We start from the raw sequence: 16,278 nt of genomic DNA, 5'->3' as shown, positions 1-16,278 counted from the left end.
CGTCACACTGCTCCCACATCCACGGCGCCCGACAGCGACGCCGGCTCGACGTAATCGATCTCGACCCAGCGCTCGCCCCGTCGCTCGAAGCTGGTCACGCTGGAGAGCCCGCAGCGGCGCGACCGGGGGTCGTGCCGGAACGGGAGGCCCGCGACGGCGAGGTGCGTCACCCAGATCGGAAGCTGGTGCGAGACGACGACCACGTCGCCGGCGGCGGTCAGGTTCCACGCCTCGGTCATCGCGTCATCCATGCGCGCGGCGACCTGGGCGTAGGGCTCGCCCCAGCTCGGCACCGAGGGTCGCAGGAGATGGCGCCAGTTCAGCGGGTTGCGCAGGGCGCGCGACATCCGCCGGCCCTCGAACACGTTCGTCGGCTCGATCACGCGCTCATCGACGCGCGGCTCGATGCCGAACAGCTCGGTGAACGGCTCGGCCGACTCCCGGGTGCGCTGCAGCGGCGAGCACACGAGCGCCCCGACCGGGCGCCCCAGCCCGTGCACGTATTCGGCGGCGCGGCGGGCCATGACCCGACCGTCGACGCTCAGCCGGAAATTCGGCAGACGTCCGTACAGGACGTGATCGGGGTTATGGACCTCACCGTGGCGCACGAGATGCAGTCGGTCGGCGGACACCCGCACAGTTTACGGGCGCTGCTTCTGTGTCTGGCCTGAGCGGCGGGCGCTCAGGCCTCGTCGACCGACCCGCGTCGGGTGCGCAGCAGCTGGCGCACCCGCACCCACCCGAACCAGGCGACCCCGATCACGACGGCGGCGATCACGACGTACTGCAGGATGTCGGCGTACTGCTCGATGACCGGCCACGACTCGCCGAGGAAGAATCCGGCGAGAACGAACGCGGTGTTCCAGATCGCGCTGCCCGCGGTCGTGAGCAGCGTGAACCGCCACAACGGCATGCGGGTGACACCGGCCGGGATGGAGATGAGGCTGCGGAAGATCGGGATCATCCGCCCGAAGAACACCGCCTTCGCCCCGTGGCGGCCGAACCACTCCACGGTGCGGTCGACGTCCTCGACGTGCAGCAGCGGCACCTTCGCCGCGACGCGGCGGAGCCGATCCAGCCCGAGCCATGCTCCGATGCCGTAGAGGATGAGCGCACCGACGACCGAACCGAGCGTCGTCCAGACGAGCGCCTCGACGAGCGTGAACATGCCGCGGTTGGCGGCGAACCCCGCGAGCGGAAGGATCGCCTCGCTCGGCAGCGGCGGGAAGAGGTTCTCGAGCGCGATCGCGATGCCCGCACCGACCGGGCCGATGACGTCCATGAGTGAGACGACCCACTCGACGAGGGCGCCGAGCCACGAGTCATCCGGTTCATCGGATGCCGCGGCCCGCAGTGTCGCGGCGGGACGGAAGGGGGGAGCGGCCAGGGCGGCGTCGGTCATCGGACATCCTCGGGGTCGGCAGTGTCGGCCATGCGGAACGGTGATCGGCGCGCCGCGAGGCGCACTCGTCCGACCCTATGAAGCCGACATCCCAAAGGGCTGGGAGCCCCTGCGGCGCGGTCAGCGCAGGTTCGCCGACCCGAACACGATCGCCGCGCCGCCACACCACGCGAGCGCCATCAGCACGAGCGCGACGAGCGGAACCCAGAACGCCAGCCGCCGCCGCACGAGCAGCACGATCGCGACCACGCCCGCCACGACCAGCACGGCCCACGGTGCGATCATCGCGACGAAGAAACCGACGGTGCCGAGGCCGTCATTGCAGGTGTCGCTCGAGCACGCGTCGAACGCGAACACGAGGAACACCGCCATGTATGAGGCGATGAGCGCCGGCACGATCAGCAAGACCAGCAGCACGATCGTCAGCACCAGGTCCCAGGTGCGGCGCACCCCCGGCGCGGTCACCGCGACCGGGGCGGGCGGCAGCGGCGACCCGACGGGCGGTTGCGGAGGCCCCGCGGGCGGCACCGGCGGCTGGCTCATGCCGTCATGCTAGAGGCGGGCCGCACGTAGACTGAAGGTTTGTGAGCGAACGCGTCCTCGTCAAGCAGCTGAAGTCCCTCCCCGAAGGACCGGTCCGGGTGTCCGGCTGGGTCGAGACGGTGCGCGATCAGAAGAAGGTGCAGTTCGTCATCCTGCGCGATGAGACCGGCGCCGTGCAGCTGGTGAACCCCGCAACCCGCGAGGTGACCGACGATGCGGATGCCGCGGCATCCGTCGCCCTCGCCCTCACCGAGGAGATCTCGGCGCTCGCGAGCGGCACGTTCCTCACGGTCACGGGAGAGCTGAAGCACGACGAGCGGGTGAAGCTCGGCGGCGTCGAGATCAAGATCGCGACGCTCGAGGTCGCGGCGGCGGCCAACCCCGAGACCCCGATCGCCGCCGACAGCGGCCTCGACAAGCGCATGGACTGGCGCTTCCTCGACCTGCGCCAGGCCCGCAACAACCTCATCTTCCGCGTGCAGACGACCTTCGAGCATGCACTGCGCACCTACTGGGTGGAGCGCGACTACATCGAGATCCACTCCCCCAAGCTCATGGCGAGCCCGTCGGAGTCGAACGCGGAGCTCTTCTCCCTCGACTACTTCGAGGACAAGACCGCCTACCTCGCCCAGAGCCCGCAGTTCTTCAAGCAGATGGCGCAGTCGGCCGGCTTCGGCAAGATCTTCGAGATCGCGCCGGCATTCCGCGCCGACCCCAGCTTCACCAGCCGCCACGCCACCGAGTTCACCTCGGTCGACGCGGAGATCAGCTGGATCGACTCCCACGAGGACGTCGCCCACATGCAGGAGGAGCTGCTGCAGACCGCGTTCCAGGCGGTCAAGGACACGCACGGCGCCGAGATCGAAGAGCTGTTCGGCATCGAGGTGCAGGTGCCCGCGGTGCCGTTCCCGCGCATCCCCCTCGCCGAGGCCCGCCAGATCGTCGCCGACCGGGGCTACGAGATCCCCCGCACCGACGGCGACCTCGACCCCGAGGGCGAGCGCCAGATCTCCGCCTACGTGCAGGAGACCTACGGCCACCAGTTCGTCTTCATCACCGACTACCACCCCGAGATCCGTGCGTTCTACCACATGCGCGACGCCGAAACGGGACTCACCAAGTCGTACGACCTGCTGTTCAAGGGCGTCGAGATCACGACCGGCGCGCAGCGCGAGCACCGCGTCGACGTGCTCATCGAGCAGGCGAAGGAGAAGGGGCTCGACCCCGCCCACCTCGACTTCTACCTCGACTTCTTCCGCTACGGCGCCCCGCCGCACGGCGGCTTCGGCATGGGCCTCGCCCGCGTGCTCATGCTGCTGCTGGGCGAGGCGTCGATCCGCGAGGTCACCTACCTCTTCCGCGGTCCCACGCGCCTCGCGCCGTGATCACGGCGCGGTGAGCGCCGACACCGGATGCCGCGGCATCCGGTGTCACCGACCCGTCACCTGACGGACACCTGACGCTCTCACCGGCGCCACTCGCCGCACGTACGTTCCTCTCGTCCCGGTGCGGGGTTCCCGAACCCCCGCCACACCATCCGAGAGGAACTGACATGACCCACACGCGCGCACTCCTGCGCCGTGCCGGCGCCGGCATCGCCGTCGCCGCAGCCGCTTCCGTCGTGCTCGCCGGCTGCGCCGGCGGCAGCTCGTCGACGAGCTCTTCGGGCGGCGTCGACGCGAAGACGGCGACCAGCATCTCCGACTTCGGTTCGCTCGCCGCCCTCGAGGCCGCAGCCAAGGCCGAGGGCCAGCTCAACGTCATCGCACTCCCCCACGACTGGGCCAACTACGGCGCCGTCATCGACGCGTTCAAGAAGAAGTACCCCGAGATCACCGTCAACGAGGCCTCGCCCGACGCGTCGAGCGCCGAGGAGATCCAGGCCGCGACCTCGAACCAGGGCCTGGACACCGCGCCCGACGTGTTCGACCTCGGCCTCACTGTCACGCTGCAGAACACGGACAAGTTCGCCCCCTACAAGGTGCAGACCTGGGCGGACATCCCCGACACCCTCAAGGAGTCGTCGGGTCTCTACTACGGCGACTACGGCGGGTACATGGCCATCGGCTACGACTCGTCGAAGTACCCCGCCCCGACCTCGCTGAACGACCTGCTCGGCTCGGCGTACAAGGGCGCGGTCGCCCTCAACGGCGACCCGACCCAGGCGGGCGCGGCCTTCGCCGCGGTGGGTCTTGCCACCGTGCAGTCGGGCGGCACGCTGGATGACTACCAGGCGGGCATCGACTTCTTCCAGAAGCTCAACAAGGCCGGCAACCTGCTCAAGGTCGACGTGACCAGCTCCACGGTCGCCAGCGGCGAGACCCCCGTCGTCTTCGACTGGGACTACCTGAACCTCGCCCACAAGAAGGACAACGCGAACTGGAAGGTCGCGATCCTTCCCGGCACCGGCTACGCCGGCTACTACAACCAGGCGATCAACAAGGATGCCCCGCACCCGGCGGCTGCGCGCCTGTGGGAGGAGTTCCTCTACAGCGACGAGGCGCAGAACCTGTGGCTCGCCGGCGGCGCCCGCCCGGCCCGCATGGCGGCCATGACCACGGCCGGCACGATCGACGCGACCCTCGCGGCGGAGCTGCCGACCGCGCCCACCCAGAGCGTCGTGCCGACCGCGGCCCAGAGCACGGCTGCGGGCACCCTGCTCGGCGCCAAGTGGGCGGCGGCCGTTCAGTGACGTCAGTCGCTTCGGCGACACGGACCGCCGGGCCTGGCGCACTCGCGCTGGCCCGGCGGCCCCGTCGGGACTGGGCCTGGATCGGCCTGGTCCCGTTCGCCGCATATGTGCTGATCTTCCTCGCGCTGCCGACGGTGCTCGCCATCGGCTCCGGCTTCTTCACGAAGAAGGGCGCGTTCACCCTCGACAACATCGCCGCACTCGGCGACCCGGTCATCCTCGCGACGTTCTGGAACTCCACGTGGGTCTCGGTGCTCACCGCGCTGGTCGGAGCGATCGTCGGCGCACTCGCCTGCTACGCGATGCTCGGCCTGTCGGAGTCGGGTGTGGTCCGCACCTCCGTGAACGCGGTGTCGGGCACGTTCGCACAGTTCGGCGGCGTCACGCTCGCGTTCGCGATGATCGCGACGATCGGTCTGCAGGGAGTCGTCACGAAGTTCCTCGCGACGACCTTCGGCATCGATCTCTACGCCGGCGGCGCCTGGATCTACGGCCTGCCCGGCCTCATCCCCGCCTACCTCTACTTCCAGATCCCGCTCATGGTCATCACGTTTATGCCCGCCCTGTCGGCACTGCGGCCGCAGTGGGTCGAGGCGAACCTCACCCTCGGGGGCACCCGTGCCGGTTTCTGGCTGCACGTGGGCTTCCCGGTGCTGGCCCCGAGCTTCCTCGCCAGCCTCCTGCTCCTGTTCGCGAACGCGTTCTCGTCGTATGCGACGGCCGCGGCCCTCGCCAGCCAGGGCTCGCAGATCGTGCCGCTGCAGATCCGCGCGGCGCTCACGAGCGAGACCGTGCTCGGCCGCGAGAACCTCGCGGGTGCGCTCGCGCTCGGCATGATCGTCGTCGTGGGCGTCGCGATGGCCGTCTACAACGCGGTGCAGCGGCGGGCAGCGAGGTGGCAGCGATGAAGGGCCTCGCTCCGCACCCCGTCACCCGCTGGGTCATCGGCATCCTCGTGGGGCTGTTCTTCGCCATCCCCATGGTCGCGACTCTGCTCTACACGCTGCGCGACGGCGACGGCTATTCACTCGTGCACTGGGCGACCCTCTTCGATCCCGCGAGCGCATACCTGCTGCGCCCGTTGTGGCTCGCGATCGGCAACTCGCTCATCATCGCGGTCGTCACGGTGGTGATCGTGCTCGTGTTGCTCGCACCCACGATCGTGCTCGTGAACCTGAAGTTCCCCCGCCTGCGCCGGGTGTTCGAGTTCGTCGCGCTGCTGCCGATCTCGATCCCCGCGATCGTGCTCGTGGTGGGGCTCGTGCCGGTCTACCTGCAGATCGGACGCACCATCGGCACGGCCCCGTGGACGCTCGCGTTCGCCTACGGCATCACGGCGCTGCCTTTCGCGTTCCGCTCGATCCAGGCGTCGGTCGACGCGATCGACCTGCGCACCCTGACCGAGGCCGCGCGCACGCTCGGGTCGGGGTGGCTCACCGTGCTCCTTCGCGTGCTCGCGCCGAACCTGCGTCCGGGGCTGCTCGCGGCATCCCTTCTCACCGTCGCCGTCGTGCTGGGCGAGTTCACGATCGCGTCGATCCTGAACCGCCAGGTGCTCCAGACCGCGCTCCTCGTGGTCGGAAAGACCGACGCCTATCTGCCGGCGATCTTCACCCTGCTCTCGCTCGCAGCCGTGTTCGTGCTGCTGCTCGTCATCGGCCGCGTCGGACGCGACCGTTCCGAAAGGACCCGCTCATGACCTCCGATCTGCGAGCACTGCCGCGCACCGGCGACAATCTGCTCCTCGCCGCTCAGGGCGATGGCACCCGCGTCGAGTTCCGCGGCGTCACGAAGGACTACGGCACGACGCGCGTACTGCACGGGGTCGACCTCGACATCGCGCCGGGCGAGTTCGTCTCCCTGCTGGGTCCCTCGGGATGCGGCAAGACGACGGCCCTGCGAGTGCTCGCCGGCCTCGAGCGTGAGACCTCGGGGGCGGTTCTGCTGGGCGAGAAGGATGTCTCGTCGGTGCCGACCAACAAGCGCGACATCGGCATGGTGTTCCAGGCCTACAGTCTCTTCCCGCACCTGCGGGTCGTCGAGAACACGGCCTTCGGCCTGCGCCGCCGCGGCGTGGGCAAGGCCGAGGCGACGCGACGCGCGACCGACGCGCTCGCGCTCGTCGGGCTCGACCACCTCGCCGATCGCTTCCCGCACCAGCTGTCGGGCGGTCAGCAGCAGCGCGTCGCGCTCGCCCGCGCGCTGGTCACCGAGCCGCGCGTGCTCCTGCTTGACGAGCCGCTGTCGGCGCTCGATGCGAAGGTGCGCGTGCAACTGCGCGACGAGATCCGCCGCATCCAGTTGCGCCTGGGCATCACGACGCTGTTCGTGACGCACGATCAGGAGGAGGCGCTCGCCGTCTCCGATCGCATCGCCGTGATGAACGCGGGTCGCATCGAGCAGGTGGGCACGCCTGAGGAGCTCTATCTGCGCCCGGCGAGCGCGTATGTCGCCGGCTTCGTCGGCCTGTCGAGCGCCGTTCCGGGCCGCGCGACCGGCACGAGCGTCGATGTGTGGGGCATCCAGCTTCCGGTACAGGGCGAGCCCGTCGTCGGCGAGGTCGACGTGTTCGTGCGCCCCGAGAACGTGCGGCTCGTCGCCCCCGGCGACCATGCGGTGCCGGCGATCGTGCAGGAGAGCACGTTCCTCGGGAGCTTCCGCCGCACCCTCGTGCGCACCGCCGACGGCTCCCTCGTGCGCCTGCAGCATTCCGCCGGCGACCGCGTGGAGTTCGACGAAGCAGTGCATCTGACGATCGACGCCGTCCCGGTGTCGGTGCGTCCGGCGGCCCCCGACGCGTGAGACGCCGTCCGTCGCCGCGTCGGGTGCACGGCGCGGCGGCGGGCGCGGTACGCGCGGGTCAGACCTCGAAGTCGACCGAGAGCCGGGACGCCACGACGCTGCGGATGTAGCCCGCGGCCTCCTGGTGGGCGGGGTGCGTCTGATACGCCTCGAGTCCGGCGAGATCGTCGACGTCGATGACGACGGCGACATCGGCGTTCACATCGGCGTAGGCCACGTTCGGTCCGGCAGAGATCGCCCGGATCGAGGGAACCACCCCGTCGAGGGCGAGCAGGCGACGCGCGACCTCGGCGGCCTGCTCCGCACGCTCGGCGGGATCTGTCGCCGCGAGCGTCCAGGCGACGACATGCCGCAGGGTCACGAGGCGCTCACCGCGTGGAGCGACTCGGTCACCGCGTCGCGCAGCCGCTCCGGCGCGACCCGCCAATGGGCGTGCACGCGGCCGTCGATCAGCACGACCGGGATCTTCTCCCACCAGAGGTCGAACAGCTCGGGATTCTCGAGAATGGATGCCTCGGCCACCACGACACGGTCGGCGTCGGCGTCAGGCAAGTCGGCGACGACCTGCTCGATGACGCCGCGAGCGACGTCGCAGAGGTGGCATCCGTCTTTGCCGATGAGGGTGATCTCGGTCACGGGGTCATCCTAGGAAGAGGGGCGGACAGTGCCCGGTCACTGCTCCACGGCGAAGCCGGCCGAGACCCACTCGCCCGTGCCGCCCTCGACGTTGGTGGCGTCGTAGCCGCGTGCCTCGAGGGCCTGCACCGCGCGGGCGGATCGGCCGCCGAGCTGGCAGATGACGTTGAACGCACCGTCGGGCAGCGCGTCGAGGTTGTCGCCGAGCGTGGACAGGGGGATGTTCACGGCGCCGGGCACGTGGCCGGCGGTGAACTCGTCGACCTCACGCACGTCGACGAGGGGCACGTCGGACTGCTCGTGGAGCTGCTGCACGGTGATGGACTTCATGCTCTGAAGCGTACTGGGCGCGTGCGCCCGGGAAGACCGCCCGGAGCAAACACGAAGCGCCCATCCTCACGGACAGGCGCTTGTGTCAGTACCGCTGGTGCGGCGGCCGCTCACTTCTTGTTGCGGCGCTGGTGGCGAGTCTTGCGAAGCAGCTTGCGGTGCTTCTTCTTCGCCATGCGCTTGCGGCGCTTCTTGATGACAGAACCCACGGAAAACCTCACTGGTCGGCGGTTTGGGTGCGCCCGATGCGCACCCGGGAACGGGCAATCGAAAAAATGCCTCGGATCAGTCTAGCCGACGTCGGCCGCGGGACGCGTCACGACCTCGTCGACGGCGCTCGCGGGCACGCGGAAGCTGCGCCCGAAGCGCACCGCGGGAAGCTCCCCGGAGTGCACGAGGCGATAGACCGTCATCTTCGAGACCCGCATCACGTCGGCGACCTCGGCGACCGTCAAGAACTGCACTTCGGGCAGCCCCGTCATGGTTTTCCCTTCCCCCCAGCAACACGCGTCACACGCGTAACGCACATCGTAGGGGTCGCGCGACTTCCGTGTAAACACGGGAGACGGCGGATCCCCAGCGACTTCATCGACGCATGATGAGCGGCATCCACCTCCGGCGCGCATCATGCCGCCATGTCCGACTCGACGACCCCCGATCAGCCCACCGTGCCGCTGCCCGCGAACCACCACGCCGGCGGTGCCGCCGGCGAGCTCACCCCCTCGTATGCAGCGGATGCCGCGGCATCCGCACCGCCCGCACCGCCCGCGGCGACGGGCGCGGCGACGGGTTCGGCGGCCACGCCGCCACCCGCCCGCAGCCGCCGCGGGTGGATCATCGGAGGCTCGATCGCGGGCGGCCTGATCCTGCTCGCCCTGACCTTCGGCGGCGGCGTCGCGGTCGGATGGGTCGGAGCACACATCCAGGTCGCCGTGTCGAACTCGATGCACACGCGCGGCGGTCAAGGCGGGATGATGCCCGGCCACGGCAACGGCTACGGCAACGGGAGCGGCGGCCAGGGCGGCTACGGCCCGTTCGGCCACCAGCGCGGCAACGGGTCCAACTCGAGCAACGGCAACGGCTCGAGCAACGGCTGAGCCGAGCGGCTCAGCGGCCGGGGAGCTTCTTCAGCGCCGTGGTCACGACGTGACCGACGGATGCCGCGGCGCGCCCCACGACCTCCGCCGCGTGCGCGGCAGGCTCGGGCAGCACGGCGCTCAACGCCTCACCCTCGGGCAGATCGAAGAACGGCAGCAGCCAGTCGTCGACCTCGTCGAGGGGTGACGCCGACAGGCTGTAGTAGCGGTGCTGGCCGTCTTCACGCACCGAGACGAGCTCGGCCTCGCGCAGCACCTTCAGGTGCTTGGACACCGTCGGCTGGCTCACCCCGAGCTCCTGCACGATCAGCGAGACACTCGTTCCGGCCTCGGCGGTGCGCGACCGCTCGAGCAGGAACGAGAGGATGTCGCGCCGGGTCGCGTCCGCGATCACGCCGAAGATGTCCGCCATGTGCCTAGGTTAGCCGGGGCTCGTGGCCGCTACCATGACAGGCGCGGCGACGAGAGGGGCAGCGGTGGCAGGCGAGGTGTCCACACCCGGCCCCGCACGCGCCCTCGGCACCTGGATCGCCCGGTTCGCCCGCGACATCCGCGATCTGTCGACCGCCTCTCCCGCCCGTTTCGCGGTGCTGGTGTTCACCGCCCTGATCCTCGTGTTCACGGGTCTGCTGTCGCTCCCGGCCGCAGCGGCCGACGGACGCGCGACCCCGTTCGTCGACGCGCTGTTCACCGCCGTCTCGACAGTGTGCGTCACGGGGCTCGCCACCGTCGACATGGCCGCGCACTGGTCGGCGTTCGGCCACGTCATCATCTACGTCGGCGTCAACGTCGGCGGGATGGGTGTGCTGACTCTCGCCTCGATCATGGGGCTCGTGATCTCGAAGCGCCTGGGGCTGCGAGCCAAGCTCATCGCCGCGAGCGACACCAATCCGCTCCGGGCTCACGCCGGCCCCGTCAACGAGGGCCAGACCGTGCGGCTGGGCGAGGTGGGCCAGCTGCTGCGCACCGTCGCACTGTCGACGCTGGTGATCGAGGCGGTCATCTCGGTGCTGCTCTATCCGTCGATCCTGCTCGCGGGCATCGACCCGCTCACCGCGTTGTGGCAGGCGCCCTACTACGCGGCCATGTCGTTCACGAACACCGGCTTCACCCCGAACCCGGGCGGACTCGCCCCCTTCGCACACGACTACGTCTTCCTCACGACCCTCATGGTGAGCGTGTTCCTCGGCAGCATCGGCTTCCCCGTGATCTACACGCTCGCCCGGCACCGCTGGCACGTGCGCCGATGGTCGCTCCACGCGAAGCTCACCCTCATCACGACAGTGGTGCTCTTCCTCGCCGGCGCGGTGGTCTTCCTCACGCTCGAGTACGCCAACCCGAAGACGTTCGGCAGCATGGACGCCTTCGACACCACCTTCCAGTCGTTCTTCCTCTCCGCCATGACCCGCTCCGGCGGCTTCTCCGTGGTGAACATCGGGGATCTCAACGGGTCGTCCCTCGTGGTCGGGTCGATGCTGATGTTCGTGGGCGGCGGCTCGGCCTCGACCGCCGGCGGCATCAAGGTCACGACGCTCGCCGTGCTCGCCCTCGCGGTGTGGTCGGAGGCACGCGGACGCCCGTCAGTGAACGCGTTCGGCCGCCGTATCCCGAGCGACGTGCAGCGGGTCGCGCTCTCGGTCGTCGCCTGGGGCGCGACGATCGTCGCCGCCTCGACGATCACGATCGCGCAGATCACGCAGGCCCCGATCGCCGATGTGCTCTTCGACGTGATCTCCGCATTCGGCACCGTGGGGCTCTCGACGGGGCTCACCGCCGAGCTCCCCGACCCGGCCGCCTACGTGATGGCGGTCACGATCTTCATGGGCCGCATTGGTACAGTCACACTGGCCGCGGCCGTGGCGGCGTCGTCGCGCTCGCAGCTCTACACGTTCCCCACCGAGAGGCCGATCGTTGGTTGAAAAGGTGCGCAGCGATGCCCCGGTGCTCGTCATCGGGCTGGGCCGGTTCGGGGCCGCGTGCGCGGGTGAGCTCGACCGTCTCGACCGCGAGGTGCTCGCGATCGACGACAGCGCGGAACTCGTGCAGAAGTGGTCGGACCGGGTCACCCACACCGTGCAGGCCGACGCCCGCAACATCGACGCCCTGCGGCAGATCGGGGCGCAGGACTTCCAGGTGGCCGTCGTCGCCGTCGGTTCTCTCATCGAGGCGTCCGTGCTCATCACCGCGAACCTGGTCGATCTGAAGGTGCCGCAGATCTGGGCGAAGGCGGTGAGCCAGTCCCACGGCAAGATCCTCGCCCGCGTCGGGGCGAACCACGTCATCTACCCCGAGCGAGAGGCCGGCGAGCGCGTCGCGCACCTCGTCAGCGGCCGCATGCTCGACTTCATCCGCTTCGACGACGACTTCGTGCTCGCCAAGCTCTACCCGCCGAAGTTCCTGCGGGGAGTCGCCCTGAGCGCCTCGGGCGTGCGCACGAAGTTCAACGTCACCGTCGTGGGCGTGAAGTCGCCCGGCAAGCCGTTCCGCTACGCCGAGGCCGACACCGTCGTCACCGCGCACGACCTGGTGATCGTGTCGGGCACGAACGGCGACGTCGAGAGGTTCGCGGCGCTCGAGCGTTGACGGATGCCGCGGCATCCGCTCTCTCAGGCGCCGGCGGCGAGCTCCCGGGCACGGGCGAGGGCGGCATCGGTCGCGCGACCGAGCAGCTCGTCGAGATGGGCGTCCTGCAGCACCGCGATCGCCCGCTCGGTCGTGCCCTTCGGGCTCGTCACCTGGCGGCGCAGCTCGGCCGGATCCTCGCCGGTCGCCGCGAGGAGCGCCGCAGCACCGATCACCGTCTGCTCGGCCATGAGCCGCGCATCCGCGGGCGAGAATCCCTTGGCGAGCGCGGCCCTGGTGAGCTCCTCGATGAAGAGGAAGAGGTAGGCGGGCCCTGAGCCCGAGATCGTCGACAGGGCGTCGATCTTGTCCTCGGGCACCTCGACGACGGCCCCGACGGTCTCGAAGAGCCGTCGCACGAGCGCGACGTGCGCGGCATCCGCCGTCGTGCCCGCGGCGAGTCCGGTCACCGCCCGTCCGACGGTCGCCGGGGTGTTCGGCATCGAGCGCAGCACCACGACGCCGTCACCGAGGATGCGCTCGAACGTGGCCACAGTCACGCCCGCCGCGAGGCTCACGACGATCGTGCCGGGGCGCAGCACGGGGGCGACGGCCTCGAGCAGGTCGGGCACCATCGCGGGCTTCACGCCGATCAGCACGATGTCGGCGCCGGCGGCCGCGGTGAGGTTGGCGTCGGGATGCGCCTCGAGGGCGATCGATGCGAGACCCGCGATGCCGTCGAGCGTCGCGGCCTTCGCCGCCGAGCGGTTCGTGACGACGATGCCACGGGAGGATCCGGATGCCGCGACTCCGCGGGCGATCGCACCCCCCATCGAGCCTGCTCCGAGGATGGCGATGGGGGGAAGCTGCGCGTCGACCATGTCGCCATCCTAAAGTTCACGCGGCAGGACCGATGATCGACCTGAAAGTTCATTCACATGGCGGCACGGCGCGACTATCATCGGCAGTGCCGGGGCGGTGCCGCCTCGGCTGAGCCGCGGAGGGACGCCCGATGACCACCCAGCCCGATCTGTTCGACGGAATCGTCGCCCGCACCGTCGCGACCGACCGCCTCGCGGTCAACGTGCTCCTGCGCGAGGACGACGACCCGACCACTCCCGCCGATCGCACCGTCGTGCTGGTGCACGGCAACGTGTCGTCCGCGCTGTTCTGGCAGGAGATCATGCAGGACCTCCCCGGGGACGTGCGGGTGATCGCCGTCGACCTGCGCGGGTTCGGCGGGAGCGAGAGCCTGCCCATCGACGCGACCCGCGGGGTGCGCGATTTCAGCGACGACGTGCATGCGACGCTCGAGGCCCTCGGGGTCGCCGCGCCCCACCTCGTCGGCTGGTCGATGGGAGGCGGCGTCGTGATGCAGTACGCGATCGACCACCCCGTGGCATCCCTCACTCTGCAGGCACCGGTCTCTCCCTACGGCTTCGGCGGCACCCGCCGCGACGGCAGCCGCCTGACCGACGACGACGCCGGCACCGGCGGCGGCGGAGCGAACCCGGACTTCGTGCAGCGCCTCACCGACCACGACACCAGCGCCGACGCCCAGACGTCGCCGCGCAGCGTCTTCCGATCCGGATACGTCGCCCCGGGCTTCGAGAGCGAGCACGAGGACGCCTGGGTCGCCTCGATGCTCACGACCTCCACCGCCACGGGCAACTACCCCGGCGATGCCGTGGCGAGCGAGAACTGGCCCGGATTCGGGGCCGGCCGCATCGGCGTGCTGAACACCATGGCGCCGGGCTACTTCAACACGTCCGGCATCGTCGGTCTCGCCGTCAAGCCCCCGGTGCTGTGGGTGCACGGCGACGCCGACGCCATCGTGTCCGACGCGTCGTTCTTCGACCTCAACCACCTCGGGGCGCTCGGCATCATCCCCGGCTGGCCCGGGGCGGACGCCGCGCCCGCCCAGGAGATGGTCTCCCAGACCCGTGACGTGCTCGAGGCCTACGCCGCCGGCGGCGGCGAGGTCACCGAGCTGCTGCTGCCCGGCGTCGGCCACTCGCCGCACCTCGAGCGCCCCGCCGAGGTGCGGCGCGCACTCCTCAGTCACATCGGCTACGTGGGCCGACCCGTCGACCCGGCGCCGCCCACCGAGACGATCGTGCTGCGCTCGGCCGACTGACCGGGCCCGGGGCGCCCGGAACGGCGAGGGATGCCTCCGGCCCGGGACGGGGCATCCCTAGACTGACGCCATGAGCGCATCCGGCGGCAACAGGGCGGTCATCGCGGCACTTCTCGCGAACCTCGGCATCGCCCTCACCAAGTTCCTCGCGTGGGCCTTCTCGGGGTCGGCGTCGATGCTCGCCGAGGCGATCCACTCGCTCGCCGACTCGGGAAATCAGCTGCTGCTGCTCTTCGGCGGCCGTCAGGCCCGGCGCCGCGCCGACGCTGAGCATCCGTTCGGCTACGGCCGTGAACGGTACGTCTACGCGTTCGTCGTCGCGATCATCCTGTTCTCGATCGGTGGGTTGTTCTCGGTCATCGAGGGCATCGACAAGTTGCAGCATCCGCACGAGCTCGAGAACCTGTGGCTGCCGCTCGTCGTGCTGCTGCTCGCCATCGGTCTGGAGTCCTTCTCGCTGCGCACCGCCATCCGCGAGTCGAACCACCACCGCGCCGCCGGGGAATCGTGGTTCGGGTTCATCCGGCACGCGAAGGCGCCCGAGCTGCCCGTCGTGCTGCTCGAGGATGTCGCAGCCCTCACCGGTCTCGTGTTCGCACTGTTCGGCGTCGGGCTGTCGGGACTCACCGGCAACCCGGTGTTCGACGCCCTCGGCACCCTGTTGATCGGCCTGCTGCTGATCGCGGTCGCGATCGTGCTCGGCATCGAGACGAAGAGCTTGCTGGTCGGCGAGGGCGCGCGCCCCGCCGACCAGCGGGCGATCGAAGCGGCGATCACCGGCGGCGGCGAGATCTCGCACCTCATCCACATCAAGACCCTCTATCTCGGACCCGACGAGCTGCTGGTTGCGGCGAAACTCGGCTTCGCCGCCGACCTGCCGCTCGCCCGCGTCGCCAGCGACATCGACGCGATCGAGGCGCGCATCCGCGCCGCCGTGCCGATCGCGCGGGTCATCTACCTCGAGCCCGACCTCTACCGGGCGCACGGCGAGCCCGAGGCATCCGCTCGACGGCAGATCACCCCGCCACCGCCGACCGCCGAGGTCATCGTCGCCTCGTCCGACTGACCGCTCTCGCCCACCGCGGGCCGGAGCGGCAGACTGGGGACATGGAGTACTGCCTGTTCACCGAGCCCCAGCAGGGGGCGTCGTACGCCGACCAGCTCGAATTCGCCCAGGCCGGTGAGCGGCTCGGGTTCGACGGGTTCTTCCGCTCGGACCACTACCTGCGCATGGGCGAGGGCGACCCGCTGCCCGGTCCGACCGACGCGTGGACGACCCTCGCCGGCCTCGCCCGCGAGACCTCGCGCATCCGGCTCGGCACCCTGGTCTCCTCGGTGACCTACCGGGTTCCCGCGATCCTCGCCATGCAGGTCGCGCAGGTCGACGCGATGAGCGGCGGCCGGGTCGAGCTCGGGCTCGGCACGGGCTGGTTCGAGGCCGAGCACACCGCCTACGGCATCCCGTTCCCGCCCCGCCGCTTCGACCTGCTCGAGGAGCAGCTCGCCGTGATCACCGGGCTGTGGGAGGCATCCGGATCATTCTCGTTCGACGGCGCCCACTACCGCCTCGAGGACGCGCCCGCCCTGCCGAAGCCCGTGCAAGGCCGAGTGCCGGTGATCGTCGGCGGCGGCGGACCTCAGCGCACCCCCGCGATCGCGGCGCGGTTCGCGACCGAGTTCAACATCGGGTTCCAGCCCGAGCACGTCATCGCCGAGAAGTTCGCGGGCGTGCGCGGCGCGTGCGCCGAGATCGGCCGCGACCCGAGCACGCTCAAGCTGTCGGTGGCACTCCCGACACTCGCCGCCCCCACCGAGGCGCAGCTCGAGCGCCGTGCGGCGGCCATCGGCCGCGACCTCGACAGCGTGCGCGGCGACACCAACATCGTCGGCGGGCTGGATGAGATCGTGGCGAAGGTCGAGCGCCTGCAGGCCCTCGGCGCCACGCGCGTGTATTTCCAGCTCATGGACCTGCGCGACATCGAGCAGGTCGAGTACCTCGGCTCGACGGTGCTCCCCCGCCTGCCCCGCTGAGGCTCTCGTCGCGGCGGCGGGCGCTGCGGCCCGGCGTCCGGGCGGC

The 16,278-nt window shown here is 70.3% G+C and carries 21 protein-coding genes; 11 read left to right on the top strand and 10 right to left on the bottom strand.

Annotated features, from left to right (window positions below):
- Window positions 1–2 precede the first annotated feature (2 nt).
- The 3 genes from BGO15_RS05055 to BGO15_RS05045 form a co-directional block, all read right to left on the bottom strand.
- Window positions 3–632: a histidine phosphatase family protein gene (locus BGO15_RS05055; protein WP_056207741.1), complete on the bottom strand. Its 630-nt coding sequence runs from the start codon at window positions 630–632 to the stop codon at window positions 3–5.
- A 50-nt stretch (window positions 633–682) separates the two neighbouring features.
- Entirely contained in the window at window positions 683–1,402 is a 720-nt protein-coding gene (locus BGO15_RS05050) for a DedA family protein (protein WP_056207743.1), read from the bottom strand.
- A gap of 120 nt (window positions 1,403–1,522) precedes the next feature.
- Window positions 1,523–1,945 (bottom strand): DUF6264 family protein, encoded by a 423-nt coding sequence (locus BGO15_RS05045; protein ID WP_156454786.1) that lies wholly within the window; start codon window positions 1,943–1,945, stop codon window positions 1,523–1,525.
- A 41-nt stretch (window positions 1,946–1,986) separates the two neighbouring features.
- On the opposite strand from BGO15_RS05045, the gene aspS reads away from it, so the two are divergent.
- From aspS to BGO15_RS05020, 5 genes are all read left to right on the top strand, one after another.
- Window positions 1,987–3,330, top strand: a complete 1,344-nt coding sequence (gene aspS, locus BGO15_RS05040; protein WP_056519327.1) for an aspartate--tRNA(Asn) ligase — start codon at window positions 1,987–1,989, stop codon at window positions 3,328–3,330.
- A 167-nt stretch (window positions 3,331–3,497) separates the two neighbouring features.
- The gene (locus BGO15_RS05035; protein WP_056207748.1) at window positions 3,498–4,637 is read left to right on the top strand and encodes an ABC transporter substrate-binding protein; all 1,140 of its coding nucleotides are present in this window, start codon (window positions 3,498–3,500) and stop codon (window positions 4,635–4,637) included.
- Window positions 4,634–5,545: an ABC transporter permease gene (locus BGO15_RS05030; RefSeq protein WP_082486344.1), complete on the top strand. Its 912-nt coding sequence runs from the start codon at window positions 4,634–4,636 to the stop codon at window positions 5,543–5,545. The genes BGO15_RS05035 and BGO15_RS05030 overlap by 4 nt, the downstream gene beginning before the upstream one ends.
- Window positions 5,542–6,336: an ABC transporter permease gene (locus tag BGO15_RS05025; protein WP_045247739.1), complete on the top strand. Its 795-nt coding sequence runs from the start codon at window positions 5,542–5,544 to the stop codon at window positions 6,334–6,336. The genes BGO15_RS05030 and BGO15_RS05025 overlap by 4 nt, the downstream gene beginning before the upstream one ends.
- Window positions 6,333–7,439 carry an ABC transporter ATP-binding protein gene (locus tag BGO15_RS05020; protein ID WP_045247738.1) on the top strand — a complete coding sequence of 369 codons (1,107 nt, stop codon included), beginning with the start codon at window positions 6,333–6,335 and terminating at the stop codon, window positions 7,437–7,439. The genes BGO15_RS05025 and BGO15_RS05020 overlap by 4 nt, the downstream gene beginning before the upstream one ends.
- A gap of 58 nt (window positions 7,440–7,497) precedes the next feature.
- On the opposite strand, the gene BGO15_RS05015 is transcribed toward BGO15_RS05020, so the two are convergent.
- From BGO15_RS05015 to BGO15_RS04995, 5 genes are all read right to left on the bottom strand, one after another.
- Entirely contained in the window at window positions 7,498–7,800 is a 303-nt protein-coding gene (locus BGO15_RS05015) for a Dabb family protein (RefSeq protein WP_045247737.1), read from the bottom strand.
- A complete protein-coding gene (locus BGO15_RS05010) occupies window positions 7,797–8,075 on the bottom strand; it encodes a glutaredoxin family protein (RefSeq protein WP_045247736.1) in 279 nt (92 codons plus the stop codon). The genes BGO15_RS05015 and BGO15_RS05010 overlap by 4 nt, the downstream gene beginning before the upstream one ends.
- 36 nt (window positions 8,076–8,111) lie before the next feature.
- Window positions 8,112–8,405: a rhodanese-like domain-containing protein gene (locus BGO15_RS05005; RefSeq protein WP_045247735.1), complete on the bottom strand. Its 294-nt coding sequence runs from the start codon at window positions 8,403–8,405 to the stop codon at window positions 8,112–8,114.
- 110 nt (window positions 8,406–8,515) lie between these two features.
- Window positions 8,516–8,614, bottom strand: a complete 99-nt coding sequence (locus BGO15_RS05000) for a 30S ribosomal protein bS22 (RefSeq protein WP_003792170.1) — start codon at window positions 8,612–8,614, stop codon at window positions 8,516–8,518.
- Window positions 8,615–8,695: 81 nt separating this feature from the next.
- Entirely contained in the window at window positions 8,696–8,887 is a 192-nt protein-coding gene (locus tag BGO15_RS04995; RefSeq protein ID WP_056519320.1) for a helix-turn-helix domain-containing protein, read from the bottom strand.
- Between the two features lie 153 nt (window positions 8,888–9,040).
- Here BGO15_RS04995 and BGO15_RS04990 point away from each other — a divergent pair, with 153 nt between their 5' ends.
- On the top strand, window positions 9,041–9,502 hold the full coding sequence (locus tag BGO15_RS04990; RefSeq protein WP_056207754.1) for a hypothetical protein: 462 nt from the start codon (window positions 9,041–9,043) through the stop codon (window positions 9,500–9,502).
- Between the two features lie 10 nt (window positions 9,503–9,512).
- On the opposite strand, the gene BGO15_RS04985 is transcribed toward BGO15_RS04990, so the two are convergent.
- Window positions 9,513–9,914, bottom strand: coding sequence for an ArsR/SmtB family transcription factor (locus BGO15_RS04985; RefSeq protein ID WP_056519317.1), 402 nt, complete (start codon window positions 9,912–9,914; stop codon window positions 9,513–9,515).
- Window positions 9,915–10,029: 115 nt separating this feature from the next.
- On the opposite strand from BGO15_RS04985, the gene BGO15_RS04980 reads away from it, so the two are divergent.
- Both BGO15_RS04980 and BGO15_RS04975 read left to right on the top strand, forming a co-directional pair.
- Entirely contained in the window at window positions 10,030–11,421 is a 1,392-nt protein-coding gene (locus tag BGO15_RS04980; protein WP_045247841.1) for a TrkH family potassium uptake protein, read from the top strand.
- A complete protein-coding gene (locus BGO15_RS04975; protein ID WP_045247731.1) occupies window positions 11,414–12,085 on the top strand; it encodes a potassium channel family protein in 672 nt (223 codons plus the stop codon). The genes BGO15_RS04980 and BGO15_RS04975 overlap by 8 nt, the downstream gene beginning before the upstream one ends.
- Window positions 12,086–12,108: 23 nt before the next feature.
- Here BGO15_RS04975 and proC read toward each other — a convergent pair whose 3' ends face one another.
- Window positions 12,109–12,945, bottom strand: coding sequence for a pyrroline-5-carboxylate reductase (gene proC / locus BGO15_RS04970; RefSeq protein WP_056519314.1), 837 nt, complete (start codon window positions 12,943–12,945; stop codon window positions 12,109–12,111).
- A 131-nt stretch (window positions 12,946–13,076) separates the two neighbouring features.
- On the opposite strand from proC, the gene BGO15_RS04965 reads away from it, so the two are divergent.
- The 3 genes from BGO15_RS04965 to BGO15_RS04955 all read left to right on the top strand — a co-directional run bounded on the left by BGO15_RS04965 (window position 13,077) and on the right by BGO15_RS04955 (window position 16,232).
- Window positions 13,077–14,201 carry an alpha/beta hydrolase gene (locus BGO15_RS04965; protein ID WP_045247729.1) on the top strand — a complete coding sequence of 375 codons (1,125 nt, stop codon included), beginning with the start codon at window positions 13,077–13,079 and terminating at the stop codon, window positions 14,199–14,201.
- Window positions 14,202–14,271: 70 nt separating this feature from the next.
- Window positions 14,272–15,267, top strand: coding sequence for a cation diffusion facilitator family transporter (locus BGO15_RS04960; RefSeq protein ID WP_056207762.1), 996 nt, complete (start codon window positions 14,272–14,274; stop codon window positions 15,265–15,267).
- Window positions 15,268–15,308: 41 nt separating this feature from the next.
- Window positions 15,309–16,232, top strand: coding sequence for an LLM class F420-dependent oxidoreductase (locus BGO15_RS04955; protein ID WP_056519312.1), 924 nt, complete (start codon window positions 15,309–15,311; stop codon window positions 16,230–16,232).
- Window positions 16,233–16,278 lie beyond the last annotated feature (46 nt).

It is taken from the genome of Microbacterium sp. 71-23 (assembly GCF_001897265.1).
GTDB classification, from domain to species: Bacteria; Actinomycetota; Actinomycetes; order Actinomycetales; family Microbacteriaceae; genus Microbacterium; species Microbacterium ginsengisoli.
The sequence above is the reverse complement of the archived record's forward strand: the minus strand, read 5'-3'. Positions and strand labels throughout refer to the sequence as shown.

Excerpts from the sequence above, each read along its gene's own strand:
- BGO15_RS05050 (WP_056207743.1), bottom strand. The coding sequence starts at position 1,402 with ATGACCGACGCCGCCCTGGCCGCTCCCCCCTTCCGTCCCGCCGCGACA.
- BGO15_RS05045 (WP_156454786.1), bottom strand. The coding sequence starts at position 1,945 with ATGAGCCAGCCGCCGGTGCCGCCCGCGGGGCCTCCGCAACCGCCCGTC.
- BGO15_RS05035 (WP_056207748.1), top strand. The coding sequence starts at position 3,498 with ATGACCCACACGCGCGCACTCCTGCGCCGTGCCGGCGCCGGCATCGCC.
- BGO15_RS05025 (WP_045247739.1), top strand. The coding sequence starts at position 5,542 with ATGAAGGGCCTCGCTCCGCACCCCGTCACCCGCTGGGTCATCGGCATC.
- BGO15_RS05020 (WP_045247738.1), top strand. The coding sequence starts at position 6,333 with ATGACCTCCGATCTGCGAGCACTGCCGCGCACCGGCGACAATCTGCTC.
- BGO15_RS05005 (WP_045247735.1), bottom strand. The coding sequence starts at position 8,405 with ATGAAGTCCATCACCGTGCAGCAGCTCCACGAGCAGTCCGACGTGCCC.
- BGO15_RS04995 (WP_056519320.1), bottom strand. The coding sequence starts at position 8,887 with ATGACGGGGCTGCCCGAAGTGCAGTTCTTGACGGTCGCCGAGGTCGCC.
- BGO15_RS04990 (WP_056207754.1), top strand. The coding sequence starts at position 9,041 with ATGTCCGACTCGACGACCCCCGATCAGCCCACCGTGCCGCTGCCCGCG.
- BGO15_RS04985 (WP_056519317.1), bottom strand. The coding sequence starts at position 9,914 with ATGGCGGACATCTTCGGCGTGATCGCGGACGCGACCCGGCGCGACATC.
- proC (WP_056519314.1), bottom strand. The coding sequence starts at position 12,945 with ATGGTCGACGCGCAGCTTCCCCCCATCGCCATCCTCGGAGCAGGCTCG.
- BGO15_RS04965 (WP_045247729.1), top strand. The coding sequence starts at position 13,077 with ATGACCACCCAGCCCGATCTGTTCGACGGAATCGTCGCCCGCACCGTC.
- BGO15_RS04960 (WP_056207762.1), top strand. The coding sequence starts at position 14,272 with ATGAGCGCATCCGGCGGCAACAGGGCGGTCATCGCGGCACTTCTCGCG.
- BGO15_RS04955 (WP_056519312.1), top strand. The coding sequence starts at position 15,309 with ATGGAGTACTGCCTGTTCACCGAGCCCCAGCAGGGGGCGTCGTACGCC.